19 protein-coding genes are annotated in these 25,153 nt (G+C 60.4%); 9 read left to right on the forward strand and 10 right to left on the reverse strand.

From position 1 onward, the window contains the following. Window positions 1-4: 4 nt before the first annotated feature. From tilS to ADH66_RS17755, 6 genes are all read right to left on the reverse strand, one after another. On the reverse strand, window positions 5-1,378 hold the full coding sequence (gene tilS, locus ADH66_RS17730) for a tRNA lysidine(34) synthetase TilS (RefSeq protein WP_084384378.1): 1,374 nt from the start codon (window positions 1,376-1,378) through the stop codon (window positions 5-7). After that, window positions 1,371-2,756: a replicative DNA helicase gene (dnaB, locus tag ADH66_RS17735; RefSeq protein WP_066538072.1), complete on the reverse strand. Its 1,386-nt coding sequence runs from the start codon at window positions 2,754-2,756 to the stop codon at window positions 1,371-1,373. The genes tilS and dnaB overlap by 8 nt, the downstream gene beginning before the upstream one ends. Window positions 2,757-2,759: 3 nt before the next feature. After that, entirely contained in the window at window positions 2,760-3,206 is a 447-nt protein-coding gene (rplI, locus tag ADH66_RS17740) for a 50S ribosomal protein L9 (protein WP_066538069.1), read from the reverse strand. A 121-nt stretch (window positions 3,207-3,327) separates the two neighbouring features. After that, the gene (locus ADH66_RS17745) at window positions 3,328-4,107 is read right to left on the reverse strand and encodes a nucleoside phosphorylase (protein ID WP_066538066.1); all 780 of its coding nucleotides are present in this window, start codon (window positions 4,105-4,107) and stop codon (window positions 3,328-3,330) included. A gap of 13 nt (window positions 4,108-4,120) precedes the next feature. Beyond that, a complete protein-coding gene (locus ADH66_RS21405) occupies window positions 4,121-6,094 on the reverse strand; it encodes a DHH family phosphoesterase (protein WP_261340886.1) in 1,974 nt (657 codons plus the stop codon). Between the two features lie 105 nt (window positions 6,095-6,199). Continuing rightward, window positions 6,200-8,251 (reverse strand): ribonuclease J, encoded by a 2,052-nt coding sequence (locus ADH66_RS17755; protein WP_407922902.1) that lies wholly within the window; start codon window positions 8,249-8,251, stop codon window positions 6,200-6,202. Between the two features lie 369 nt (window positions 8,252-8,620). Between ADH66_RS17755 and nifS the strand changes: the two genes are divergently transcribed. Further along, entirely contained in the window at window positions 8,621-9,829 is a 1,209-nt protein-coding gene (gene nifS / locus ADH66_RS17760; protein WP_066538064.1) for a cysteine desulfurase NifS, read from the forward strand. 26 nt (window positions 9,830-9,855) lie between these two features. After that, a complete protein-coding gene (gene nifU, locus ADH66_RS17765; RefSeq protein WP_066538062.1) occupies window positions 9,856-10,287 on the forward strand; it encodes a Fe-S cluster assembly scaffold protein NifU in 432 nt (143 codons plus the stop codon). Window positions 10,288-10,420: 133 nt separating this feature from the next. Here the strand turns inward: nifU and ADH66_RS17770 are convergent, their stop codons facing one another. Next, a complete protein-coding gene (locus tag ADH66_RS17770; RefSeq protein ID WP_066538060.1) occupies window positions 10,421-11,953 on the reverse strand; it encodes a D-alanyl-D-alanine carboxypeptidase family protein in 1,533 nt (510 codons plus the stop codon). Window positions 11,954-12,090: 137 nt separating this feature from the next. On the opposite strand from ADH66_RS17770, the gene ADH66_RS17775 reads away from it, so the two are divergent. Both ADH66_RS17775 and ADH66_RS17780 read left to right on the forward strand, forming a co-directional pair. Then, the gene (locus ADH66_RS17775) at window positions 12,091-13,194 is read left to right on the forward strand and encodes an exonuclease SbcCD subunit D (RefSeq protein ID WP_066538058.1); all 1,104 of its coding nucleotides are present in this window, start codon (window positions 12,091-12,093) and stop codon (window positions 13,192-13,194) included. Beyond that, the gene (locus ADH66_RS17780; RefSeq protein WP_066538055.1) at window positions 13,191-15,926 is read left to right on the forward strand and encodes an AAA family ATPase; all 2,736 of its coding nucleotides are present in this window, start codon (window positions 13,191-13,193) and stop codon (window positions 15,924-15,926) included. The genes ADH66_RS17775 and ADH66_RS17780 overlap by 4 nt, the downstream gene beginning before the upstream one ends. Window positions 15,927-16,002: 76 nt before the next feature. On the opposite strand, the gene ADH66_RS17785 is transcribed toward ADH66_RS17780, so the two are convergent. The 3 genes from ADH66_RS17785 to ADH66_RS17795 form a co-directional block, all read right to left on the reverse strand. Next, window positions 16,003-16,707 carry an MBL fold metallo-hydrolase gene (locus tag ADH66_RS17785; RefSeq protein ID WP_066538040.1) on the reverse strand — a complete coding sequence of 235 codons (705 nt, stop codon included), beginning with the start codon at window positions 16,705-16,707 and terminating at the stop codon, window positions 16,003-16,005. Window positions 16,708-16,744: 37 nt separating this feature from the next. After that, complete coding sequence (locus ADH66_RS17790; protein ID WP_066538038.1) at window positions 16,745-18,427, reverse strand: putative polysaccharide biosynthesis protein; 1,683 nt, start codon at window positions 18,425-18,427, stop codon at window positions 16,745-16,747. Window positions 18,428-18,525: 98 nt separating this feature from the next. Then, window positions 18,526-19,290, reverse strand: coding sequence for a ribosomal RNA small subunit methyltransferase A (locus tag ADH66_RS17795; protein WP_066538037.1), 765 nt, complete (start codon window positions 19,288-19,290; stop codon window positions 18,526-18,528). Between the two features lie 332 nt (window positions 19,291-19,622). On the opposite strand from ADH66_RS17795, the gene ADH66_RS17800 reads away from it, so the two are divergent. From ADH66_RS17800 to ADH66_RS17820, 5 genes are all read left to right on the forward strand, one after another. Continuing rightward, the gene (locus ADH66_RS17800) at window positions 19,623-20,171 is read left to right on the forward strand and encodes an RNA polymerase sigma factor (protein ID WP_236757262.1); all 549 of its coding nucleotides are present in this window, start codon (window positions 19,623-19,625) and stop codon (window positions 20,169-20,171) included. Next, window positions 20,168-21,652: a serpin family protein gene (locus tag ADH66_RS17805; RefSeq protein ID WP_066538035.1), complete on the forward strand. Its 1,485-nt coding sequence runs from the start codon at window positions 20,168-20,170 to the stop codon at window positions 21,650-21,652. The genes ADH66_RS17800 and ADH66_RS17805 overlap by 4 nt, the downstream gene beginning before the upstream one ends. A gap of 20 nt (window positions 21,653-21,672) precedes the next feature. Further along, a complete protein-coding gene (locus ADH66_RS17810) occupies window positions 21,673-23,070 on the forward strand; it encodes a serpin family protein (protein WP_066538034.1) in 1,398 nt (465 codons plus the stop codon). A 62-nt stretch (window positions 23,071-23,132) separates the two neighbouring features. Continuing rightward, window positions 23,133-24,011 (forward strand): sugar phosphate isomerase/epimerase family protein, encoded by an 879-nt coding sequence (locus tag ADH66_RS17815; protein ID WP_066538030.1) that lies wholly within the window; start codon window positions 23,133-23,135, stop codon window positions 24,009-24,011. Next, complete coding sequence (locus ADH66_RS17820; RefSeq protein ID WP_066538028.1) at window positions 24,008-25,006, forward strand: Gfo/Idh/MocA family oxidoreductase; 999 nt, start codon at window positions 24,008-24,010, stop codon at window positions 25,004-25,006. The genes ADH66_RS17815 and ADH66_RS17820 overlap by 4 nt, the downstream gene beginning before the upstream one ends. Window positions 25,007-25,153: the final 147 nt, after the last annotated feature.

The raw sequence follows: 25,153 nt of genomic DNA on the forward strand, positions 1-25,153 counted from the left end.
TCTTTTACCCCTTCCCATCCTCGATTTCCACAACTAAAACCCTTTTTGTCCTCTCTGTTACCTTAAAGCGCTCGGAGGCCCCCGCCCCCGGGCACCAGACTATCTCGCCGCCGCATACCAAAAGGGGAAGACTGTCTCTTATGGGCCCCGGCACACGCAGCTCCTGGAACACCTGCTTTATGGGCTTTGTGACCTCCCGGCCTGCGGGCGCGAATCGGTCCCCCGGGCGGCGGCTGCGAAGCGCCAGACCCCCGGGCAATGAAGCTGCCGGTCCTGTCATTATATCATAGTCCAACTCATTTTTGAATAACAAATTTTGAATTTTTCCCGGATTTTCTGCTTTTCCCGGGATTTTCTCACTTATGATCACGCATTTTCCTCCGGGTATGGGATTCCTGCCCAGTTTTGCGGGCACCTCAAAGGGCCCGCACCCGGCTTTATCACCCGCCCAGAGCACTCCCTGGGCACAGCTTACCCGCACCCCGGGGAGGTCGGCGCCGCCGCCCCGCTCCAATATCTCAAGGGCCTCCTCAATATGCTTTCGCTCCAGATTTACGCCGCCGGAGCGCTCTAAAAAGAGCTTCACCGCCCGGCTCCTTACGCTCTTTTCCTCTCTAATCAGCGCCTTCGTCTCAAGGCCCCACAGGCCCCTTGCCCCCTCCAAAAGGGCTTCGGCCTGCCCCATAAGGCAGTCCCGGTCCCTTGCAAGCAGCTCCGCCGTACCCGCCGCCGCCTGTATAAAGCGGGGGTTGAGCCCCTTTAATACCGGCAGCACCTGGTGGCGCAGCTTATTTCGTGTATAGCCGTCGGTCAAATTCGAGCTGTCCGTAACATATCTAAGGCCGTTCTCCCGGCAGTATTCTTCTATTTTCTTCCGGCTAACCCCCAAGAGGGGCCGCAGTACCCTCCCCCTCTGCCGGGGGATGCCGCATAGCCCCTCAAGGCCAGCCCCCCGGCAGAGGTTCAAAATCATGGTTTCGGCGTTGTCGTCGGCATTGTGGGCGGTCAATATGCGGTCGTTATCCCCTGGGGCAAGCCGGTGGAAGAACCCATACCTTACCTCCCGGCCGCACTCCTCTGTGCCCATGCCCCGCTCCCGGGCCAATTTGCCCACGTCTACCCGCAGAACCTCTATTTTAAGCCCCTGCTCCCGGGCGAAAGCCTCCGCCGCCGCCTGGTCCCTGTCGGCCTCGCTGCCTCTGAGCATATGGTTCACATGGGCCAGTAATACGCGCTCTCTTTGTACCCGGCCCATAAGCCAGTGGGCAAGGGCCGTGGAGTCCGCCCCGCCGGAGAAGCCCACCACCAGGAGCCCATTATCCGGAAGCTCCGGCAGCTTCAGCAGCTCCAGCTGCTGGCCCTCAAGGGACTTACTCATACCGAACCACCTCCCTGGAGGTGAAGCGCATATACTCCGCCTGCCAGTGCACGTCGATGTCGATGGTGGCCCCGTGGCGGTTCTTCGCCACGATTATCTGGGCCGCGCTGGTATCCATGTCCTCGGTGACCTCCCCGCCCTCGCTGGCGGCGTTATAGGCCTCCCGGTGCAGGAAGATAACTATGTCCGCGTCCTGCTCTATAGAGCCCGAGTCTCGAAGCTCCGAGAGCCCGGGCCGGTGGTCCTTGGAGCGTTCCGTGGGCCGGCGGAGCTGGGACATGGCGATGACCGGCACGTCCAGCTCCTTCGCCATTATCTTCAGGTTCCGAGTTATGTCGCTTATCTCGTTTACGCGGTTATCGGTCTTTTTTCCTCCGGACATCAGCTGTAGATAGTCCACTATCACCAGGTCCACATTTTTTAAGCGCCGGACCTTGGCCTTCATCTGGGGCACGGTTATGCCCGGGGCGTCGTCAAAGTACAGCTCCGCCTTGCCCAAAATATCCCCCGCCTCTATTATCCGGGTCCACTCGTCGTCGTTAAGGTCCCCGCTTCTGAGCTTCGTGCCCTCCACCGACGCTTCGGTGGACAATAATCTCGAAGCCAGCTGCTCCCTGGACATCTCCAGGGAGAAGAACGCCACCCGCCGCTTTGACACCACCGAGGCGTGCCGGGCGATGTTCAGCCCAAAGCTGGTCTTGCCAACGCCGGGCCGGGCCGCCAGCACTATAAGGTCCGAGCGGTTGAGCCCGGTTATGGTGCTGTCCAGTAAGCCTATGCCGGTGGGTATGCCCCTATACTTGTCCCTGTCCGGAGAGTTTAAAAGGTCCAGCCTGTCATAGGTCTCCAGCAGTATCTCCCTGATGGGCTTTAAGCCCTCCACCTGCTTGCCCTGGCGTATCTCGTATATCCGCTGCTCCGCCGAGTCCAGCAGCAGCGAGGACTCCTCCGTGCCGGCGCTGGCCTCCTCAAGTATACCCCGCACCGCCTGCATAAGGGTGCGTATCTCGTACTTGTCCCGGACTATCCTGGCATAGGTCTCCACGCTGCTGACCGACGGCACCAGCTGGGCCAGCTGCACCAGGTACACCCGCCCCTGTTCCTGGTCGAAGTCCGGGGACTCCCTAAGCTTTTCAAGTACCGTGACAAAGTCCACCGGCTGGCCCAGGGTGTACATCTCCAGCATGGCCCCGTAGATCAGCTGGTTATTTACCGCGTAGAAATATTCCGCCCTTGGCAGCACCTCCGCCACCACCGACAGGCACTCCGCGTCCAGGAGCACCGCCCCCAGCACCGACTGCTCCGCGTCCAGGTTAAAGGGCATACTGAGCCCGGGCTGGGCCTGGGTGTCAAGATACCTCTCAGGTTCAAAGTCCATGGCTTATTGCTCGCAGACCACCACGCTCATTGTGGCGGTAACGCCGTTATAGAACTTGATGTCAAAGGAGAAGGTGCCGTAGGACTTGATGTCGCCGTCAAGGACCACCTTGCGCTTGTCCACGTCTATATTGTACTGCTTCTTTATCTCCTCGCAGATCTCCTTGGCCGTGACCGAGCCGAAGAGCTTGCCCCCCTGGCCCGCCTTGGCGTATATCTTCACCGCCCGGCCGGAGAGGGCCTCGGCGTTCTTTTTGGCCTGCTCCGTCTCGGTCTTTATCTTGTACTCCTTGGCCGCCTCGGCGTTTTTCAGCTCGTTCATAGCCTGGGCGTTAGCCTCCTTTGCAAGCTTTCTGGGCAGGAGGAAATTCCTGGCGTAGCCGTCGGAGACCTCCTTTAGCTCGCCCTTTTTGCCTATGGATTTTACGTCTTGCAGTAATACTACTTTCATTTTTATCATCCTTTCGGAATTATTTTTTGATTATATTTGCGGCTTCTTCGCTTCGCTCAGCCGCAAGACCTTGGGACTCTGTCCCAAACCCTGCAAGGGGAGCCTGCTCCCCTTGACCCCATTACTCGCTTCGCGCCGCTCTCATCCGCTTCCCGGTTTCCACCGCCACCCTGAAGCAGACCTCCTCCAGCCCCGCGCCCTTCTCATGCAGGACCCCGCTGTCCCATCCCGCGTCGTCCACGGTGTCGGTCGCGTAAAAGAACTCCGCAAAGTGCACCCCTCTGAACCGCGCCACCGCCGCAAGGCTCGCGCACTCCATCTCCACCGAGACGCACCCCTGCTCCCGCCTTCTGGCGGTCTTGGCCCTGGTCTCCCGGTAGAAGGCGTCCGTGGTCCAGGTCTTCCCCTCTGCAAAGGAAACCCCCAGCCCGTCCATCGCCTCCCGGCAGGCCTGCACGTCCCTCGGGTCAAGCTCCACCTCCTCCGCCGCCGGCAGGTAGTGGTAGGAAAGCCCCTCGTCCCTTACGGCCGCTGTCGGCAACAGCAGCCTGCCGTGGGATATGCCCTTTTGAAGCACCCCCGCCGCGCCGAAGTACACATAGTACCTCCCGCCCATGGGTATGCTCTCCTCCATGGTGGACGCGGCCCCCGGCCCGCCCACAAAGGGCATAAAGACCGCCGCCTCCGTACCAAAAGCGCTCACCTTATAGACGGGCACGGCCCCTATGCAGCACCCGAAATGGCTTATCTCGGTCCCGCCGTATTTCTCAAGAAGCCACTCCATAATTGGCTTTGAGAATATCCCGACACATATCTCCGGAAAGTCCCCGTCCGGCCGGTGAAAGCTGTCCTCCGGGTTGATTATCGCTTTGCGCTCCGGGTCAAACTCGTTGTGTATCATAAACTATTACCTCTCAGTTCACCGTCGTCTCCTCCAGCTTATCCTCCAGCGCCCTTATCAGCCGCCGCCTGGCCTCGCCCATGGACACATTCTTAATCTGCGCCCCGGCCATGGTAAAGTGCCCGCCGCCGCCGAACTCCTCCAGGATAAGCTGCACGTTCACGTCCCCAAGGCTCCTGGCGGAAATGCTCACGTCCCCGCCCACCTTATACAGCACGAAGGAGGCCTTCACCCCCTGTATGCCCAGAAGCTCGTCCGCCGCCTGGGCCGAGGCCACCCGCAGGTCGTCGAACTCCCAGCTTGAGGTCGCTATGGCGCACCCCTTATATATCTCCGCGCCGGACACCAGCTGGGCCTTGCGCTTATAGCTGTCAAGAGTATTGGAAAACAGCTTCTTCACCGACACCGTATCCGCCCCCCGCCGCCTAAGATACGCCGAGGCCTCAAAGGTTCTCACGCCGGTCTTTAAAACAAAGTTCTTGGTGTCCAGCATTATGCCCGCCAGCAGGGCTTGAGCGTCCGCCCGGTCTATTGCCGAGGACTTGATATACTGCACCAGCTCCGTCACCATCTCAGACGCTGAACTGGCATAGGGCTCATGATAGAATATCAGAGCGTTCTTTATATGGGTCACCATCATCCTGTGGTGGTCTATCACCACCACCCGCTTCGCGCTCTCCAGAACCTCCCGGTTCTCCACATAGTTCACCGCGTGGGTATCCACCACAATAAGCAGCGAGCGCTCCGTCATTGTCTGCAAAGCCTCCTGGGGGCCGATAAAGACGCCCTCCTCGGGATAGCTCCCCTCTATCATCTCCACCAGCGACCCCGCAAGGGTGGTCCCACGGTTTATGACGATATGGGCGGGCTTCTCAAGGCCCTTATATATCACCGCCCACATACCTGCCGCCGCGCCCACCGCGTCCAGGTCGGAGTTGGTGTGCCCCATGATGAACACCCGGTCGCTCTGCTTCACGTGGTCGCTCAAGGTGGCGGCGATCACCCGGGTGCGCACCTTGTCGCGCTTTTCCACGCCCTTAGAAAGGCCCCCGAAGAATTCGTATGTATCGCCCCCCTGCATAACGGCCACCTGGTCGCCGCCCCGGCCCAGGGCCATATCTATGGCCTGCCTGGCCCAGCGCTCGCTCTCCGCCACTCCCGAGGCCCCCCGGCCCACGCCGATGGAGACCGTGGCGCTCATGGTATTGCGGCTGTTCTTTACCTCTCTGACGCTGTCCAGCACCGGGAAACGCTTCAGCTTTGCCCCCTCGATATGGGCGTCGTCGGTGATGATAAGATACCGGCCGCTGGAGACCCGGCGCATGAACCCGGCCATCTCCTTCATGGCCCAGCTTCTGAGCACGGCCTCCACCTCGGCGGTGATGCGCGATTCCTCGCCCCCCGCGTCGTCCCTGGCCATCTCCTCCCGGTTGTCAAAGGAGGCTATGCACACCACCGGCCGTTTGTCCCTGTATTCCTTGTTGACGGCCTTGAAATAGGTGTCGTCCACAAAGTAGAGTATATACCCGTGCCGGGCCTTCGCGCCGTACACGGTGTACTCTCTTCCCCCATAGGCCACGGCGGTGCCCCGGGCCTCCATCACCTGCCGGAAGGTCTTGGGGTAAATATACCTTGAGATGCCCTCCCCAAGGCAGGGCCCGCCCTTGCCCAGCGACTCCGCAAAGGCCTCGTTTACCCAAACCACGTCCCCCGCCGGGGCCGCTACCGCCACAGGCAGCGCAAACTTTTCCAGCACCTCCTGGTCCTCGGCCGCAAGCACCCTTGCCGCGGCCCGCAGGGTGGTGACGGCGTTGGTGCGGTACAAGACGCCCGAAACGGTTACGCCAAGGGCGCAGAGCCCAGCGGCGGTTATCTCAATAAGGAACACGATCCTATTATAGGGATAGCTGGCTATGGCCATGGCCAGCATAGCCGCGGCCATCAGGTACATCAAGGGGGACGTGACCCATACTTTTTTTCTGCGCACCTTACCTCAGCTCCTTCTTGGGGCTCTGCCCCAAACCCCGCCACCTTTAAAAGGGCGGGGACTTCATTTTATGAAGTCCGCGAAACATTTTACCTTTCGCTCTCTTTATACCTCCATGATTATGGGCAGTATCATCGGATTTCTCTGGGTCTTTCGGTACAGGAACTTTGACAGCTCGTCTTTAACGCTCTGCTTCATGTCGCTCCAGTCCCGCACCCGGTGGTTCGCGCAGTCCTCAAGGGCCCTATAGACCACCCGGCGGGCCTCCTCCATCAGCGGCTCGTTCTCCCGCACGTATACGAACCCTCTGGAGACGATATCGGGCCCGGCGGCCACGTGCCCGGTCTCGGACTCGATGGAGCACACCGCAACGATAAGTCCGTCCTCCGCCAGGTGCTTGCGGTCCCGGAGGACCACGCTGCCCACGTCGCCGACCCCCAGGCCGTCCACCATGACGCTGCCCGCGGGCACCTCCGCCAGCTGTTTCATATGGTCCTCGTGCAGCTCCAGCACGTTGCCGATGTCCCCGATAAAGATGTCCTTGCGGTCCATGCCCATGGCCATTGCTAAACCCGCGTGCTTCTGCAAATGCTTCTGCTCGCCATGCACGGGAATAAAGAACCTGGGCTTCACAAGGCCGTGTATGAGCTTTAATTCCTCCTGACAGGCGTGGCCGGACACGTGCACCTCGTACATGGACTCGTATATCACCGTGCACCCCTGCTTCAAAAGCTCGTCTACCACGGCCCCCACGGTCTTCTCGTTGCCGGGTATTGGCCGGGCGGACAGTATTATAAAGTCCCCGGGGCCTATGGCCACCTGCCTGTGGTCGGAGAAGGCCATGCGGGTCAGGGCCGACATGGGCTCCCCCTGGCTGCCGGTGGTTATAAGCACCAGCTGTCCTGGCTCATAGCGGTTTATAAGGTTCAGGTCCACCAGCACCCCGTCAGGGATGTCAAGATACCCCAGCTCGCTGGCGATGCCCATCACGTTTACCATGCTGCGTCCGGAGAGGGCCACCTTTCGCCCGTATTTCACCGCGCAGTTTATTATCATCTGCACCCGGCTGATGCTGGAGGCGAAGGTGGCGACAATTATCCGCTTGCCCTCGGCCCGCATGAATAGCGCGTCCAGGGAGTTGTTCACCGTCTGCTCGGTCTGGGTATAGCCCGGACGCTCGGCGTTGGTGGAATCCATGAGTAAGGCCAATACCCCCTCCTTGCCCAGTTCCGCAAAGCGGCAGAGGTCTATCATCTCCCCCTCCTCGGGGGTGCAGTCTATCTTGAAGTCCCCGGTGTGCACCAGCACCCCCGCCGGGGTGTGCAGGGCCAGGGCCACGGAGTCGGCGATGGAGTGGTTCACATGGATAAACTCCACCTCAAAGCATCCAAGCTTTATATGACTGCCCGGAGGCGTCACCTTCAGTTTTGCAGAAGCAGTCAGGTTGTGCTCCTTCAATTTGCTCTCTATAAGCCCTATGGTCAGGGCCGTGCCGTATACCGGCACGTTGAGCTTCTTTAAAAGGTATGGCACCGCGCCGATATGGTCCTCGTGTCCGTGGGTTATAACCACGCCCCTTATCTTCTCCCGGTTCTTCTCTACAAAAGTAAAGTCCGGTATCACCAGGTCCACGCCCAGCATCTCCTCGTCCGGGAAAGCAAGGCCGCAGTCCACTATGACCATATCCCCCTGGCACTCATAGAGGGTAAAGTTCTTCCCTATCTCGTTGAGCCCCCCTAAGAAGTACACCTTCACCGGGGGCTTCTGAGACTTTCTTGGGCGGCCCCTTCCGCGCTTGGGCTGGGCTGCCGCCGCGCCCCTGGCGGCTATCTGCTGCTGGGCCCTCTGGGCCGCCGCGGTCATAGGCGCCGTGCCCAGCCCAAGGTTCTGGCGCTCCTGCTGGGCGCTCTGCTGGCGGCCCTGGGGCCTGCGCTGCCGGCCGGTCTGGCCGCCCTGGTTTTGGCGGTTCTGGGCCCCACCCTGATTTGTACGTGTCTGAACGCCGCCCTGGCCGTTCCGGGTCTGGCGGCGCTGGGGGGCCGGCTTGGGGGCGGATTTTTCGCCGCTCTGGCGCGGGCCCGATATTTTTCCCACCCTGGGGAGCTCTTTTGTCTGGCTCCTGCGGGGCCTGTTATTCTTTTTTTCAACTTCTGTCACTTAACTTCCTCCTTAGTATATTTGCCGGCTGTCCGCACTCTGGGGCACACCCGGACGGCCTCCCGGTCCGCCGGGGGGCTGCTGTAATATAATGTAGTATGCGCCCGGTGTATCGTGCCGCGCGCAGTATAAAAAAACGGCGTTCGCCGTATCGCCCGAAGATATATTGGTTATTGTACTATAAGTTGCCGTCCCCTGTCAAGCCCGGGAGACCGCCTTGATACCATATTGTAGGCTTTCCCGGCGTACTTTATGCCATAAGAAAAGAAAATTTCCCCAGGGGCTTGACAAAGTATACTAAAAAGGTATATATTTATCCTATAAGGGCAGACTCCCCTAATAATTCAGCATCGAAAGGATGTAAAAAATATGCAGGTAAAAAGAAAAGTTTACGCCGACAACGCCGCCACCACTGCCGTATCGGAGGAGGTCCTGGCGGCAATGCTCCCCTTCTATAGGGAGGTGTACGGCAACCCCTCCAGTCTCTACGAGCTGGGCCAGCAGGCCAAGGCTCCCCTCGAGCAGGCGAGAGCCGACGTGGCCGCCTGTCTCGGCGCAAAGCCAAACGAGATATACTTCACCTCCTGCGGCAGCGAGAGCGACAACTGGGCCATAAAGGGCGCGGCCCGGGCAATGCGCAAAAAGCACGGCAAGGCCCATATAATCACCTCCGCCTTCGAGCACCACGCAGTGCTGCACACCTGCCAGGCTCTTGAGAAGGAGGGCTTCACTGTCACCTATCTCCCTGTCCATGAGGACGGCCTTGTGCGCCCGGAGGAGCTCTCCGCCGCCATAACTGACGATACCGCGCTGGTCACAATAATGTACGCCAACAACGAGATAGGCACCCTCCAGCCCATTGAGGAGCTGGGCCGCATATGCAAGGAGCGCAGCGTACTCTTCCACACCGACGCGGTCCAGGCCGTGGGCAACGTGCACATCGACGTGAAATCGCAAAATATAGACATGCTCTCCCTCTCCGGCCACAAGATACACGCCCCCAAGGGCGTGGGAGCGCTATACATCAGGAGCGGTGTGCTTATTGAGAACTTCATGGACGGCGGCGCTCAGGAGCGGGGCCGCCGGGCCGGCACCGAGAACGTGGCCCAGATAGTGGGCCTCGCCACGGCCATCAAGCGCGCCACCGAGACCATCGATGAGCGCGTGGCCCGCCTGACCCCCATGCGCGACAAGCTGATAGACGGCGTGCTGAAGATAGACCGTTCCCGCCTCAACGGCAGCCGCGAGCACAGGCTCCCCGGCAACGTCAGCTTCTGTTTCCAGGGCGTTGAGGGCGAGAGCCTCCTGCTCCTCCTGGATATGCACGGCATAAGCGGCTCCTCCGGCTCCGCCTGCACCAGCGGCTCTCTGGACCCCAGCCACGTGCTCCTCTCCATCGGCCTGCCCCACGAGGTGGCCCACGGCTCTTTGAGGCTCAGCTTCGGCGACTACAACACCATGGAGGACGTCGACTATATTCTGGAGGTCCTGCCGGGGATAATAGAGCGGCTTAGGAATATGTCGCCCCTTTGGGACGCTATTCAGCAGTGCAAGGTAAACTACGATAAATATATGTGATGACTCTCAGGAAAGGATGATAAACTATGGCATACAGTGAAAAGGTAATGGACCACTTCGCGAACCCCCGCAACGTGGGCGAGATGAAGGACTTCAGCGGCGTTGGCGAGGTGGGCAACCCCAAGTGCGGCGACATCATGCGTATGTACATCAAGGTGGAGGGCGACACCATCACCGACGTGAGCTTTATGACCTTCGGCTGCGGCGCGGCTATAGCTACCAGCAGCATGGCTACCGAGCTTATCAAGGGCAAGCCCATCAGCGAAGCCCTGAAGCTTACCAACAAGGCTGTTATGGAGGCCCTGGACGGGCTCCCGCCTGTAAAGGTGCACTGCTCGGTTCTGGCTGAGCAGGCTATAAAGGCGGCGGTTTCTGATTACTACAAGCGCCAGGGCATCGACCCCGCGCCTATTGTGGGGGATGTTCCCGAGTGCGAGGAGTGCGGGTGTTCTATCTGACATAAGAGAGTTTTAGGACTTTTCCTTTGGAAAAGTCCTAATTTTCTTTTGTTATTTTCTAGCCTTACGGCAAGGTCATGGGGCGCCGCCCCACACCCTGCAAGGGGAACACCGTTCCCCTTGACCCCTTCGTTTACATGTCCCTAAACTTCTTCACTCTTTTTAGCTGCTTCTGTTTCCTGCGGTAGAAGACCACCAGTATCAGGTAGACCACCACCAGGGCCCCGATGGCCGCCATTATGGCCACGAACCACGGGGAGCTGAGCAGCTTTCTTCCCTGTTCCCAGCCCGCTATCAGGTCGCTCCTCGATACCGACTCCGTGGCCACCACCGGCACCGTGGCTATCACCTCGTTGGCATAGCTCAGGGTCGCCGTGCCGATAACCTCCCCCTTGCGTATGGGGGCCTGCACGCTCTCCGGCTTGTCCACCGTCACCACAATGGAGCTCTGCTCCACGCTGTCCGGCAGCATGACGCTCACGTTCTCGCTGGCCGCCAGCAGCAGCTCGTCCTTCTGATAGGCATACTCCAGCTTCACCGAGCTCATTATGTCCCCCTGGGAGGCGATGGTCTTCTTCCCAAGGCTTGTGAACGCCCACCTGAAAAGTGTCCGGCAGTCCAGCATCTCCTCGTGCACTCCCCGCTCGTACCCCTCCATATTGCCCATGGCTATAACTATATACGTGTACCCAAAGGTCGTGGCCGAGGCCGCCAGGCAGTAGCCCGCCTGGTCGTGGGACCCGGTTTTTATGCCGTTGGCGTAGCTGTACCAGTAGGCATTGCCGTAGTCGTCCTCAAAGGGCAGTATCATACGGTTGGTGTTCGACACCCAGGTGCCGTCCGGGTCTACGTTGGTGGGCTCCTTGCTATAGTCCTGTTCCCCCACTATATCCATAAAATACGGCAGCTTCATGGCATACTGGGTTATCCTGCCCATGTCCCGGGCAGAGGTGTAGTGGTTCTCGTTATGAAGGCCGTGGGGGTTTGTAAAGTGGGTGTTCTTGCACCCCAGCTCCTCGGCCTTCTCGTTCATCAGCTGCACAAAATAGCTGATGCCGGTGTAGTCGGTCATGCCCCCCTCGGGAACAACATAGTCCCCGGCGGCTGTCACGGCCTGTCCGTCCTCCTCCCCCGCCCCCGGGTCCTCGGGGTCCGGCGCGTCCGGGGGCACAAGCTGGCCGCTGGCATACTGGCTGTCTACATACTTCATCAGCGTCACCGCCGCGTCGTTGCCGGAGGGTATCATCAGAAGGTTCAAAAGCTGATATCCCGTAAGCTTCTCCCCCACCTGCACCCCCGCCAGCGAACTGCCCGAGCCCTCAAGGTCGTCCGCTACCGCCTGGGGCACGGTTATCTCCGTGTTTTCTATGTTGGGTATATTCTCATAGGCGATTATATAGGTCATAATCTTCGTCATGGAGGCCATGGGCAGGGGGTCGTCCGGGTTCAGGGTATACACCACCGTGTCCGTGTCTATGTTCAGCATGAAGAGGGACTTGCAGTGGGGCCCGCCGCTGTCGGTCTCCGCCGTTATGAGCCCGCCGTCGTATATCTCGTCCCCCCGGTCCCAGTTAAAGGTGAAGCCCTCCGCCATGGCGGGCAGGGCTGTCAATGCAGCCGTCAGCACGGCCAAAATTGCCGCCGTCAGCAAGCGGATGAATTTCATCTGTTCATTCCTCCCCATCTGTGGTATAATGTAGCCAAACATATTATACACTGCCCGGGCCCGAAAGAAAAGTAAGATTTTCTTAATTTACCGTTAATTCTATATAGAGTACCGCTTTAAATCCAAGGGGGCACATCATGCTGATATATCACACCTCAGACTGGCACCTGGGCCGTATGCTCTACGGCCGCAGCCTTCTCTCCGACCAGGAGCACTTTCTCTATAACGTCTTCCTCCCCGCCGTGGAGCGGGAACACCCCGCCGGGGTTATAATCGCCGGGGACATATACGACCGCCAAGTGGCGGCCATAGAAGCCATCCGTCTGTTTGACGGCGTACTGGACCGTCTGGTAAACCTTGGCTGCAAGGTTTTTGCCGTCTCCGGCAACCACGACGGCGCGGGGCGCATGGCCATAATGAAAAGCGCCCTGAGAAGAAGCGGCGTGTACATAGCCACCACCCTGGAGGAGGCCATGGAGCCCGTCACCCTCTCAGAGGGTGGCGAGACCGTCCAGCTCGCCCTGCTGCCCTACTGCGACCCCTCCGCGGTTCGGGACCTCCTCTGTGACAGCGATCTGCGGGGGGAAACCGCCTGTATGGGCGCCCTTCTTGACCGGATAAGACCCAAGCTGGACCCAAAGCTGCCACGGCTGCTGGTGGCCCACTGCTTTGCCGCCGGGGCCTCTCTCAGCGACTCCGAGAGCGTGTTTGTGGGCGGCAGCGGCCAGGTGTCCCCAGAGGTTTTCGCCGGCTTTGACTACGTGGCCCTGGGCCACCTCCACGGCCCCCAGCCCGCCGGGGAAAACGCCCGGTACTCGGGCTCGCCCCTAAAGTATTCCATAGGCGAAGCGGGCCAGCGCAAGTGCTTTCTGCGCCTTGAGATATCCCACGGCAGGATAAGCTGCCAAGAGCGGGACATAACGCCACTTCGGGACGTGCGGAGAATAGAGGGCTCCTTCGACGAGCTCATGTCCGGCTCCTCAGAGGACTACGTGGAGCTGCACCTTACGGACCGGGACCCGGTGCTTCTTGCCGCCCAGCGCCTGCGCCCGAGATATCCGAACCTACTGTCCGTCACCAACAGCTGGACCCTGAAGGCCCCGGGGGAGCGGGCGGGCAGGCTCTCCGGCCGGGACCAGCAGGCGGTGTTCACCGCCTTTATGAAGGATGTCTGCGGCCTTGAGACAGATGGGGAGGACCTGGAACTGTTCAGAGAGATATGGAGGGAGGTACAGCCATGAAGCCCCTGCGTCTGCTAATCCAAGCCTTCGGGCCCTATCTTGAGAGGACGGAGCTGGATTTCACCGGCTTCGGTCCCGGGGGCATCTTCCTTATCTCCGGCCCCACCGGCGGCGGGAAGACCTCTCTTCTCGACGCCATGTGCTTTGCCCTGTACTGCCGTGCCACCGGCGAGGGCCGGGACTTTGCCGGTATGCGCTGCATGAGCGCGCCCCCGGAGCTGGACACCCTTATAGAGTTCGACTTCACCCTGGGGGACAGCGTCTACCGCTTCTGCCGCCGCCAGTACACATACACAAAGCGCTCCAGGGAGACGGAGCTTAGAGAAACCCACGAGTGCTTCTTATTGGACGGCGACGGCCGGCCGGAGCTCCTGGCCGGGGGCAGCGCCCTGTCCGTAACCCATAAGGCCGAGGAGCTTTTACACCTCAACTACCGGCAGTTCCGTCAGGTGATAGTCCTGCCCCAGGGGGACTTTCTAAAGCTCCTGCGGGCGGGCAGCCGGGAGAAGGGGGAGATACTGCGCACACTGTTCTCCGCCGAGGTCTGGGAGCGGCTGCGGGAGCAGTTCCGAGAGCGGGAAAAGTTCCTGGAAAATGAAGCCCGAGACGCGGAAAACCTGCGGGATACCCTTCTGCGCCAGGAGGGCGCACAGGACACGGAAAGCCTTGAGCAGTCGGTGGCGGAGCTGGAAAAGGAGCTCTCCGAGCTTATCACCCGGCTGGACCAAAACGGCAAAAAGCTCTCAGAGACCGAGACCCGGCTGAAAGCCGCCGGGGAGCTCCTGCGCCTGGACCGGGCGGCAAAGGAGGCCGAAGCGCGGCTCTCCGAGACCTCAGCCCGGGCGGAGACCTTGGAGAAGTCCGCCCACAAAACCGACCATATGCTCAAAGAGGCCGCAGAGCTCCAGGAGAAGTCCACCGCCGCCGCCCGGGAGCGGGAGCGCCTTAACGGGTCGCTCTCCCAGCTCACCGCCGCCCTGGACGCTTCGGACAAGGCAAAGCTGGCCCGGAGGGAGCAAAATAACCTGAAAAAGGAACTGGAAACCGCCCAAAAGGAGCAGGAGGACATTACAAAACGCCTGGAGCAGGGGGCGGAGTACGAGGGCCGCTGCCGGGAGGCCAACCTGCGTCTGCCGGAGCTTTTGGAGCGGCGGCAGGCCCTTGAGGGCCAGTGCGCCGCCCTGGAGGAGCTTGCCCGCCGCCGCGCCGCGCTTACAGAAGCGGAGAAGGCCCTAAAGGAAACCGAAGCCCAGGCGGAACGGCGGCGGGTGGAGTGGGAGACCCTTTCCCTGCGCTTAAAGGAGCAAGAAGCCCTTCTAAGGAGCAGCGCCGCCCTGGAGCTTGCCGGTACTCTTGAGGAGGCCCGGCCCTGCCCGGTCTGCGGCTCCGTGCACCACCCCGCCCCCGCCAGAAACCCGGTGCGCAGCGCCCTGTCCCCCCGGGAGTTAGACGTTCTGCGCGCTGGCGAGAAGGGGGCCCGTGAAGCTCTAAGCGAAGCCCAGGGCCTTGTAAAGGCCAGAGCCGACAGCTTAAAGACAGCCCGGGAATCCCTGTCCCGGCAGGAGGAGCTCTGCAAAGACGGCCCCGCCCCGGAGAAGGCCGCCGCGCTGCTGGCCGAAGTAACCGCCAGGGCCGCCGAGGCCCGGAAGCTGGCGGCCCAGCTGCAAAAGGCCGGCAGCCGCCTTGAGGAGCTTCGGGCCCGCCGGGAGGCCATAGAGCAGGAGCGGGCCCAAAAGATGTCCCGGCTCTCGGCCCTTAACGCTCGGGCCGGTGAGTTGGAGCGCCAGGCCGAGGGGGCCCTCTCCCGGCTTGAGAGCGCGGACCCCCGGGCCCTGGAGCGCGCCATAAAGGAGCAGGAGACCCTGGCAGACAGCCTTGCCAAAAAGGCCGTGTCCCTTCGGGAGACCGCCGGGCTCCGGGCCCAGGAGCTGGCCGGGGCTCGGGAGGCTCTGCGTCTGGCAAAAGAAGCCGGCGCGGCGGCGAAGGCGGGGCTGGCTGGGTTCCGGGCGGAACACCCTGACCCACTGGACCTGCCCGCTCTCACTAAGGCGGCGAAGGACCTCCGGGAGGAGAGCCAGCGCAGTTCCCAGGCCATCGGCGAGACAAGGAGCGCCCTCAGATCCCGCCGTGCGGCCCTGGGCTCAATACGAGAGCTGGACCAAAAGATTTCCGGGCTCTCCGCCCGGTTCAGCCGGGTCTCCCGCCTGAGCCGGGCCCTCTCCGGGTCCAACCCCATGAAGACCCCAATTTTGCAGTACGTCCTGAGCGTTACCCTGGACGAGGTGCTGGTCTCCGCCAACCGCTTCTTCCAGCGGCTCTGCCGGGGACGCTATGCCTTACAGCTGGCGGACTGCCCCAGGGGCGGCGGGGCCATGGGCGGCCTGGATCTGGAGGTGCTGGACGGGGCCTCCATGCTGCCCCGGTCCATCGAGACCCTCTCCGGCGGCGAGCAGTTCCTGGCCTCCCTGTCCCTGGCCTTCGGGCTTTCGGAGGTGGTCCAAAGTCACAGCGGGGCGGTGGGCCTGGACTCCATCTTCATCGACGAGGGCTTTGGCTCCCTGGACTCCGAGACCCTGGACGCAGCCATGAAGGCCCTGGCCCTCCTACAGTCCGGCGGCCGCATGATAGGGGTCATCTCCCACGTGCAGGAGCTCCAGAGCCGCATAACAAATCGTCTCCAGGTTACCCAAACTCCAGAGGGCCATGCCAGGGCGAAGGTCATTATACCATAAACTCCGAAGGTACGCTTTGCGTACCTTATACCACAGCAAAAAGGGGACGGGCAATACGCCCGTCCCCCTTACTATACTATATCTCGAAAACCTGTCCCGGCTCCTTCACGTCCATCACACGGGGAGCATACTCCTTGTATGTGGGCGTGCCCTTAAAGAGGGGCACCACCGTATAGTCCTCCCACATATGCATGGGGAACACGTGAGCGGCTCCAGCCGCTTCGGCTCCAGCCGCCTCGAAGAAGTACCTCATGCCAAGGTCAAAGTCCGCGTCCTGCCTTGGGTCCAGAGGCACAAAGGCCACGTCGATGTCCTTGCCCTCAAGGAGTCTTAATTCCTCCCTATACGCCTTTTCCATCATGTCGTTCTGCCACTTGGGGGCCCCCTCCCACACCCAGCAGTTCAGATCCCCGGCGTGGTAGATGCGTTTGCCCTCACACTCCACAAGGAACGCCACACCCTCGTCCGTGGACTTCAAGGTGGCCAGCCGCAGGCCCTCCAGCTCGTAGGTCTCGTGGGGCTTCACGAACAAAGCGGCCTCCCGAAGCTCCTCCGGCACCCGGCTCTCAAAGATGTCCTTCGAGAGAATAAAGCGCACCCGCCGCCCGGGGCGGGCCTCCTTAAACACCTCCGGGGAAAAGTGATCCTCGTGGTGGTGTGACGCGAACACGTATAGGGGCTTATCCGACTGTGGGATATCCCCCCTCCAGTAGTCGAACAGCAGACAGCAGGAGTCAAGCTCCACAAAATAGCCGCTGTGCAGGATAAACGTGACCTTCATATTATCTCACCTTTCTATAATGGAACTACAAATGGAACTACATATTCCGCATATGCCGCCCGCCCTTGGGGGGCCTTGTAGCCACGGTCTTCGTCATCATATGCCTTGGGCGCACGGCCCTTTTCACCTTCAATAGCCGGGCTATTGTCTCCCCCTTTGGCAGCATACACACGTCCTCATAGCTCACCGCCCTAAACAGCACCACACAGGCCGCGTATACTCCTATAGCCACCACAATGGCCGGTATCAGCGCCAGCCTTGGCGTCAAAAACCGGCAGAGCCCCAGATAGGCCCCGTAGGACGCCGCGCCCATAAGCCCCGCCGACAGCAGCATGGGGGCCGCCGTGCCTATAACGCTGTCCATGCTGGGGAAGCTCTCCCTGATGGCCATAAGGTTCAGCAATACTATCACAAGATAGGAGACCACCGTGCTTACGGCCGAGCCCATCACGTTTATCTCGGGTATCCCCGAAAGGACATAGGAGATTCCTATCTTTACCACGCCCCCCACCGCCATGTCCAGCACCGGCCTTGTGGTCCTGCCGAAGGACTGGAGCATGGCGTTGGTGGTATAGACCGTGCTGCTGAAGGCTATTGCCATCGAGAGCACCTGTAAAAGCCGCGCCGTTCCCGCCGCCACCTCCGAGCTGCTGAACAGCAGCAGCTGGCAGATGGGCTCTGCGAATATGGACATACCCACGCTTGCGGGTATGGAGATAAGCAGAGTCATGCGCATGGACATGGAGGAGATATGCCGCACCTGGGGCTTGTCCCCGGAGGCAACGGCCCCCGAGAGCACCGGCAGCAGGCTTGTGGAGATGGGCACCACAAAGGACCCCGGCAGGTCGAAGAACTTCCTTGCGTTGCCCAGCACCCCGCTGTACCAGTCGGCCTGGGACTGGCTAAAGTCCGCCGCCGTCTTCATCCTGTCCATAAGCACCGCGCTGTCCACAAAATCAAGAACGCTTAAAAAGCAGGCCCCAAGGGTTATGGGCACCGCAAAGCGCAGAAGGGCCGTGAGCATATCCCGGCGGCTTGAGACAGCGTGTTCGTCCTGGGGCAGGGTCCTGTCCCTTCTGCGCTGGCGGAGCTTGCAGAAGGCCAGGTACACCATACCCAGCCCCGAGCTCACCGACACGCCGGATATTGCCCCAACGGCGGCCCAGACGTCGGAGTTGTACTTATAGATAATGTAATAGGCAAGGCCTATGCCCACGGCCACCTTTAATACCGCCTCGATGACCTGGGACATGGCTGTGGGCACCATATTGGAGCGTCCCTGAAAGTAGCCGCGGATAGCGGAGGTTATGGCGATAAAGAACACCGTTGGCGCAAGGGCCACTATAGTGCCCGCCGCCCCGGGCTTGCCCAAAAGCCCCGCTATCTGCCTTGAGCCAAACAGCATCACAAGGCACCCCAGAAGACCTATGCCGAAAAACAGCCAGAAGGCCACGGAAAAGACCTGGTCCGCCTCCCTGCGTCGGCCCATTGCGCTGGCCGTGCCCACCATCCGGGACACGGCGATAGGCAGCCCGGCGGTGGAGAGCACCAGGAAGATGGTAAAGATATCATACGCACCATAGAAATAGGACATACCCTCGGCGCTTATAAAGTTCGCAAGGGGTATGGAGAACAGCAGCCCCAGGGCCTTTACCACCAGGGTGGAGATGGAGAGGATCGCCGCGCCCTTCATAAAGCCGTTCTTATTGTCCCCAGCCATTCCTCCGCCTCCTTTTCATGCCCATATTTATAGTGTGCCCAACCGTTACCATATCATTATACCAAATGATATGTGGAAACGCAAGGGCACACGTATAGTCAGCGGTAAAATTCCCGCCACCATCGGAAAAGGCAGAGCCACTGGACATACTCCATGTTCCCGTCCCTGCAAAGAGGCGGCAGGCCCTCCCTCCTAAGGGCAGCGGATATCTGCCTTTTTGTCAAAAGACTCCTGGGACCCGCTCTGAAGGCCCGCTCCAGGAACGTCCTGTATTCCCCCTGCAGCTCCCAGGGCAGGTCCGGGACGCTTTTGCACTTGAGCTCCAGAAGGGCGGCGTCCACTCCCGGCATGGGATGAAACTCCGTCCTGGGTATTTTAGCGGCTATCCTCACGTCGAAGTACGGCCTGATGGCATAGGACGCAAGGCCCGTCCCTGTAAAGCGCCTGGCCGCGCCCAGCTCCACTATGAGCCACGCCGCCCTCGGAGGGCGTCCGGCCCGGGTCAGCTTTTTGAGTATGGCGCTGGTCCCGGAAAAGGGGAGGTTGGCGAACACCTTATAGGGCCCCTTTGGCAGCGGGTATTTGAGGAAATCCCCCTTGATAAGCTCCAGCTTATCCTCTCCCGCAAAGCGCTCCCGGAGCCCCGCCCAGAGCCTTGGGTCCAGCTCCACGGCGGTCAGCCGCCCGCACCGCGGAAGCAGTTCCCTTGTGATATGCCCCTTGCCCGGGCCTATCTCCAGCACGTGGTCAGAGCTCCCAATATCCGCAAGGCCTATGAGCCTTCGTATCCCGGCCCTGCTTGTCAGGAAATTCTGTGAAGCCCAAAGAGGGGTTCCCTTTGGGTAACGGGTATTTTTGGGCATGAAAAAGCACCTCTTTCGCAAAGTTGAGTAAACCTTAGAAAGAGACACGGCAAAGCAGCCCTCCGCCTCCTGCGGCGGGAATGCTTGTCATGTCCCTGTCATTTCCTCAAGCGAAAAATGGCGCAAATACCCATATTTGTTTCCTCTGTCCTCCCGTCTCGCCGGGGAGCCCGACTATCATGACATTATTATAACCTGCGAAGGGCAGGTTTGTCAACACCGTCGGCATCTCCCGGCAGGGGAAAAATTTTTTCAGACCCCTTCAATATTCCCGGATTTTCTGCGACTATATACATGAAAGGCCTTTCAAGGAGGGGTTCCCCGTGGAGGATATGCGCATCATCGACCTATATAACAGCCGGGACGAGCGGGCCATCGCCGAGACCCGGCGAAAGTACGGCCCCTACTGCAATAAAATAGCTTTGAACCTGCTGGGCTCCCCCGAGGAGGCCGAGGAGTGCGTCAGCGACACCCTTTTCGCCGCCTGGCGGCAGATACCTCCCCTTATTCCCCGGTCCCTGCGGGCGTTTTTGGGGCGGGTCACCCGGAACCTCTCCGTCTCAAGGTACCGCTCCTTAAAAGCGAAAAGGCGCTGCCCCGGCATGGAGGAACTGCTCTCGGAGCTCTCCGACTGCCTGCCGGACAGCAATACCCTGGACGCCCAGGTGGATTCCCGGGCCCTTACCGGCGTTATCACCCGGTGGCTGGACGAGCTTCCGCCCCGGGACCGGGAGCTGTTTGTGCGGCGCTACTGGTTCTGCGACAGCCTTTCGGACGTGGCCGCCCGTATGGAGGAGACCCCCCAGGCGCTCTCACAGCGCGCCTATCAGCTTAGAAGATCCCTTAAAAACCACCTTGAAAAGGAGGGCTATACAATATGAGACCCGAAGACCTTTTTAATGCTGTCACGGATATCCGCGACGACCAGATAGAGTTCGCAAAACCCGCCCGCTCCCGCCGCCGGTACCTGGTCCCCATGGCCGCGTGCCTGGCGCTGGCTCTTATCGCCCTGCCGTTTTTGAGTTCTCCCTCTCCCGTGGTGCAGCCCCTCTATACCGGCTCCGCCCAACTTGCCAGAGCAGAGTACCCCGGCTCCTCCCGGGCGGAGACTGCTGCGGAGACAGTCGAAGGCCCCTATGCCCATGACGAGGTCGCAGGCGGCAAAAGCAGCTCCTGTGGATACGATGACAGCGGACTGTGGGAAAAGATAGAGCAGGGCCGCAGGGAATACTTCAACAGGCGTGACGAATACTCCCGGCGCTTGGGCGGCTTCTGGGCCGAAAGCGCCGAGACCTTCCTGACCGCCGATAATGAGGAGAACCTGATATTCAGCCCCGTCAGCCTCTATACCGTCCTGGGCATGTCCGCCGAGCTCTGCGAGGGCGGGCCCCAGGAGGAGATACTGGACCTATTGGGCAGCCCCGACATCACCGACCTGCGGGACAGCGCCCGGCGCATATGGTGCGCAAGCTTTGCCCGTGACGACAGCACCTGCCTTCTGGCAAACTCCCTATGGCTCTCAAACACCGTGGATTACAAGCAGCCGGTGCTGGATATATTGGCGGAGAACTACTTTGCCGACAGCTTTAGAGGCGACATGGGCAGCGAAGAATACGACCTTATGCACCTGGACTGGCTAAAGGAAAAGACCGAGGGCTATCTGGACGGCAGGCTCCCGGAGCTTGAGACAGACACCCTTATGTATCTGGACAGCACCATCTATTACAAGGCCCGCTGGTATCATGAGTTCAGCCCCTCGGGCAACGAGGAGGGAACCTTCCACGCCGCCTATATGGACCAGCCCTGCACCTTCATGAATCAGTCCGGCCAGGGGGAATACTATAAGGGGGAGAATTTCACCGCCACGGCAAAGTATATGTACGGCTCCCAGGAGCTGCTGTTTGTCCTGCCGGAGGAGGGCGCCTCCCCCAACGAGCTCCTGACCGACCCCGAGTATAAGCGGTTCATATCAGCTTACCTTGAGGACCCGGCGGGGTGGGAGAACAAGGGCTATTCCACCATAAATCTGAGCGTCCCCAAGTTCGATATAACCTCCGATATGGACATGGCCCCGGGTCTTCGTGAGATGGGCGTAAGCGGCATATTTGAGGGCGGCTCCGGCAGCTTTGCCCCCATCGCTGACCAGGATTTCTCCTTCACCGGCGTAAAGCACGCCTGTCGGGTGTCCCTCGACGAGGAGGGCTGCGAGGCCGCGTCGGTAATGATAGCGCCTGTCTCCGGGGCCTCCGCGCCCCCGGAGGAGGAGCTGGACTTCAGGCTTGACCGGCCCTTCCTGTTTATGGTGATCGGCAATGAAAGCCTGCCCATATACATGGGCGTTGTAAACCAGATAACTGAATAATCATGAGAGGAGCGTTCATTATGAAGCTTACAAGCAGTCAAAAACTTACTCTGGCGCTGATAATACTGGCGGTGCTGCTGGCCGTCACGGCGGCGGTGGTGGCCTTTAGCGGCGGAACAACAGGAGGGACAAAGCCCCTGTTCGCGGGCAGCGGCAAGCTGGCGGGTCCAAAGCTCCCGCAACTCTCCTTCGAGAACTACCCCACCGAGGAGCAGGAAAGGGAGCTCTCCGACATCACCTCCCGGGTGGAGGCTTTCCGCGAGGAACTCCCCCGGCACGCCGAAGCCCTGGCCCCCTTCTTTGAGAGGAGCACCCGGCAGATACTCTCCAGCCATGGGGGCGAGAACCAGATATACTCCCCGCTGAACCTTTATATGGCCCTGTCCATGGCCGCGGAGGTGACCGGCGGCTCCACACAGGGGCAGATACTGGACCTACTGGGCGCGCCGGACCTTGAGAGCCTGCGTAACCAATCCCAGGGTCTGTGGCTCATGAGCTCCCTGAACCTTTACGGCGGCGAAACTGACCTTGCCAACTCCATATGGCTCAATAACTCCATCGACTATAAGCAGGAGACCCTTGACATTCTGGCGGGGGACCACTTCGCCGAGAGCTTCCGGGGCCAGCCCGGCACCGAGGAATATAATAAGCTCCTCCAGGACTGGACCAACGAGAAGACCCGGAACCTGCTGGAGGACAGCGCGAACAGCCTTCAAATGGACCCCTCCACGCTGCTGACCCTGATGAGCACTGTCTACTTCAAGGCCTCCTGGCACGATATGTTCCCCGAGGACCTGACCGCCACTGAAACCTTCCACGCCCCGGAGGGCGACATTGAGCGCGACTTCATGCACCGCAGCGTCTCTGGCGACTACTTCCGGGGGGAGCACTTCGGCGCCACAAGCCTGTCCTTCCAGGGCGGCGCGGGCATGACCCTCCTCCTGCCGGACGAGGACAGCGGCGTCGACGCTCTCCTGGCCGACGGCAGCGACCTCTGGGACTTCCTCTCCTGGCAGGCCCTGCGCAGGGCCGACCCCAACACCCCCGAATGGGAGGAGAGCACCTGGGCCAAGATAAAGCTGGCCCTGCCCAAGTTCGACGTGTCCTCCAATAACGACCTGATAGACCCGCTGAAATCCCTGGGCATGACCAGCGCGTTCGACCCCGATATCAGCGATTTCAGCCCGCTGATGGATGGCGATATTCCCGTCTGCATAAGCAAAGTGAACCACGCCGCCCGGGTCATGGTGGACGAGGAGGGCTGTACCGCCGCCTCCTATGTGGAGATAATGGTAGCTGCGGGAGCCGCGATGGGCCCCGATGAAATAATCGACTTCACCCTTGACCGGCCCTTCATCTTCGTGATACACACCACGGACGGTATGCCCCTGTTCGCGGGGGTGGTCAATCGGCCTTGACATTCCCGGCCCTCATGCTATAATTGGCATAGCAACCAAACTCATACGCAGGAGGGCAATATATGATAAGCATAAAGGAACAGGCCGTCATAAGCGGCTTTGCCGACGAATACTCACCAATCTTCGACGAACAGCTGGCGGCTTTAAACCGTCTTGGCGTGTCCCACATCGAGCTCCGGGGCATCGACAACGTGAACGTCTCCGACCTGACAGGCGAAAAGCTCCGGGAAGTCCGGGAGAAACTTTCCGCTGCGGGGATAAAGGTCTCGTCCCTCGGCTCCCCCATCGGCAAGATCGGCATAGAGGACGATTTTGCGGCCCATATGGACAAGCTGAAGCGCACTTTAGAGATCCAAAAGGAGCTCTCCGCCCCATATCTCCGTATGTTCAGCTTCTATCTGCCCCAAAACGCCGACCCGGCGGCGTACCGAGGCAAGGTGATGGACCGGCTCTCGGCCATGGCGGAGGAGGCCAAGCGCTGGGATGCGGTGCTGCTCCACGAGAACGAGAAGGCCATCTACGGCGACACGGCCCCCCGCTGCCTGGACATTATGGAGCAGCTGGGCTCTGAAAACCTCCGGGCGGTCTTTGACTTTGCGAACTTTCTCGAGGTGGGCCAGCCCACTATCGAGGCCTTCCAAAGGCTCCGCCCCTACATAGAATACGTGCACATCAAGGACGCTTCAAAAGAGAAGCAGATCGTCCCCGCCGGCCATGGCATAGGTCAGGTAGAGGAGATACTTGGCAGATTGCTGGGCTCCGGCTGGACAGGCTTTCTGTCCCTGGAGCCCCACCTGACGGACTTCGCAGGGCTCAGCGCCCTTGAGCAGGACCCCCAGAAGCGCCGCTCCGCCCTGACCCAGCCCGAAGCCTGGGAACTGGCCCTTTCCTCCCTGCGGGAGATTTTGGCACGGCTGGACGGAAAAGAGGTGCAGGCATGACGGTCCCTCTAAAATGCGCCCTAGTGGGCTGCGGCAGCATAGCCCAGGTCCACGCCCGGGCGCTTAGTGAAATGCCCGAAGCCCGGCTTCTGGCCTTCGCGGACCTTCTCCCGGAGCGGGCGCAGGCTATGGCGGAAAAATACGGCGGCAAAGCCTACGGCTCCCTCGACGAGCTTTTGGCCCACGAACAGATAGACGTGCTGCACCTCTGCACCCCCCATTACCTGCACACGCCCATGGCCCAACAGGCGGCGGACCTTCAGATAAACGTCTTTACCGAAAAGCCACCGGTAATAGACCGCGACCAATGGGCACAGTTTAATCGGCTTGAGGATAAAGTTGGGGTCGGCATATGCTTCCAGAACCGCTATAACGGCAGCACAAGGGCCCTCAAAGCCCTGCTTGACTCCGGCGAAGCGGGCGAAGTCCTGGGCTCCCGGGGCTTCGTCACCTGGCGGCGGGACGCGGCCTACTACACCGAAAGCGGCTGGCGGGGAGCCCTTGCCACCGAAGGCGGCGGCGCGCTGATAAACCAGGCCATACACACCCTGGACCTGATGGCCTACCTCCTGGGCCCCGGCCAGGTGCTGGGCGCAAGCCTCTCCAACCGTCACCTTAAAGGGGTCATAGAGGTAGAGGACACCCTAGAAGCCGCCCTGGACTTCGGGAATAAGCGGGGCCTGTTCTACGCCGCCACGGACTACTCCCTGGACGCGCCCATCCTCTTCGAGCTCAGCTGTGAAAACGCCACCCTGCGCCTTGAGGGGGAGCGCTTCACCCGCTTCTGGCGTGACGGCCGCATAGAGCAGGAGGATTACACCGCCCAGGACCCCACCGTCCCCGGCAAGGCCTACTGGGGCAGCAGCCACAGGCGCTGCATAGAGGATTTCTACCGCTGTGTGCAGAGCGGCAGGCGGTTTATGAACGATATCTCCGGCGTTTCAAATACTGTTGAGCTTATGCTTTCCCTTTACGAAGCCGCCCGAGGCAAATAACAGATAACTGCCCTAAACAGCCCCTCCGGAGCGTAACCCCCCCGGAGGGGCTGCTTTTTCTCTCTTATTATCACAACTACTGTATTGTTAAAGTCTAAAATTAAAATAATTAAAGAAATTTCTTAAAAAAATTGATTTTACGCTTGA

This window comes from Acutalibacter muris, from assembly GCF_002201475.1.
Lineage (GTDB): Bacteria > Bacillota > Clostridia > Oscillospirales > Acutalibacteraceae > Acutalibacter > Acutalibacter muris.

What these genes read in the sequence shown, in the direction of transcription:
- tilS (WP_084384378.1), bottom strand. Translation starts at nt 1,378, where the DNA reads ATGAGTAAGTCCCTTGAGGGCCAGCAGCTGGAGCTGCTGAAGCTGCCG.
- dnaB (WP_066538072.1), bottom strand. Translation starts at nt 2,756, where the DNA reads ATGGACTTTGAACCTGAGAGGTATCTTGACACCCAGGCCCAGCCCGGG.
- rplI (WP_066538069.1), bottom strand. Translation starts at nt 3,206, where the DNA reads ATGAAAGTAGTATTACTGCAAGACGTAAAATCCATAGGCAAAAAGGGC.
- ADH66_RS17745 (WP_066538066.1), bottom strand. Translation starts at nt 4,107, where the DNA reads ATGATACACAACGAGTTTGACCCGGAGCGCAAAGCGATAATCAACCCG.
- nifS (WP_066538064.1), top strand. Translation starts at nt 8,621, where the DNA reads ATGCAGGTAAAAAGAAAAGTTTACGCCGACAACGCCGCCACCACTGCC.
- nifU (WP_066538062.1), top strand. Translation starts at nt 9,856, where the DNA reads ATGGCATACAGTGAAAAGGTAATGGACCACTTCGCGAACCCCCGCAAC.
- ADH66_RS17770 (WP_066538060.1), bottom strand. Translation starts at nt 11,953, where the DNA reads ATGAAATTCATCCGCTTGCTGACGGCGGCAATTTTGGCCGTGCTGACG.
- ADH66_RS17775 (WP_066538058.1), top strand. Translation starts at nt 12,091, where the DNA reads ATGCTGATATATCACACCTCAGACTGGCACCTGGGCCGTATGCTCTAC.
- ADH66_RS17780 (WP_066538055.1), top strand. Translation starts at nt 13,191, where the DNA reads ATGAAGCCCCTGCGTCTGCTAATCCAAGCCTTCGGGCCCTATCTTGAG.
- ADH66_RS17785 (WP_066538040.1), bottom strand. Translation starts at nt 16,707, where the DNA reads ATGAAGGTCACGTTTATCCTGCACAGCGGCTATTTTGTGGAGCTTGAC.
- ADH66_RS17790 (WP_066538038.1), bottom strand. Translation starts at nt 18,427, where the DNA reads ATGGCTGGGGACAATAAGAACGGCTTTATGAAGGGCGCGGCGATCCTC.
- ADH66_RS17795 (WP_066538037.1), bottom strand. Translation starts at nt 19,290, where the DNA reads ATGCCCAAAAATACCCGTTACCCAAAGGGAACCCCTCTTTGGGCTTCA.
- ADH66_RS17800 (WP_236757262.1), top strand. Translation starts at nt 19,623, where the DNA reads ATGCGCATCATCGACCTATATAACAGCCGGGACGAGCGGGCCATCGCC.
- ADH66_RS17805 (WP_066538035.1), top strand. Translation starts at nt 20,168, where the DNA reads ATGAGACCCGAAGACCTTTTTAATGCTGTCACGGATATCCGCGACGAC.
- ADH66_RS17810 (WP_066538034.1), top strand. Translation starts at nt 21,673, where the DNA reads ATGAAGCTTACAAGCAGTCAAAAACTTACTCTGGCGCTGATAATACTG.
- ADH66_RS17815 (WP_066538030.1), top strand. Translation starts at nt 23,133, where the DNA reads ATGATAAGCATAAAGGAACAGGCCGTCATAAGCGGCTTTGCCGACGAA.
- ADH66_RS17820 (WP_066538028.1), top strand. Translation starts at nt 24,008, where the DNA reads ATGACGGTCCCTCTAAAATGCGCCCTAGTGGGCTGCGGCAGCATAGCC.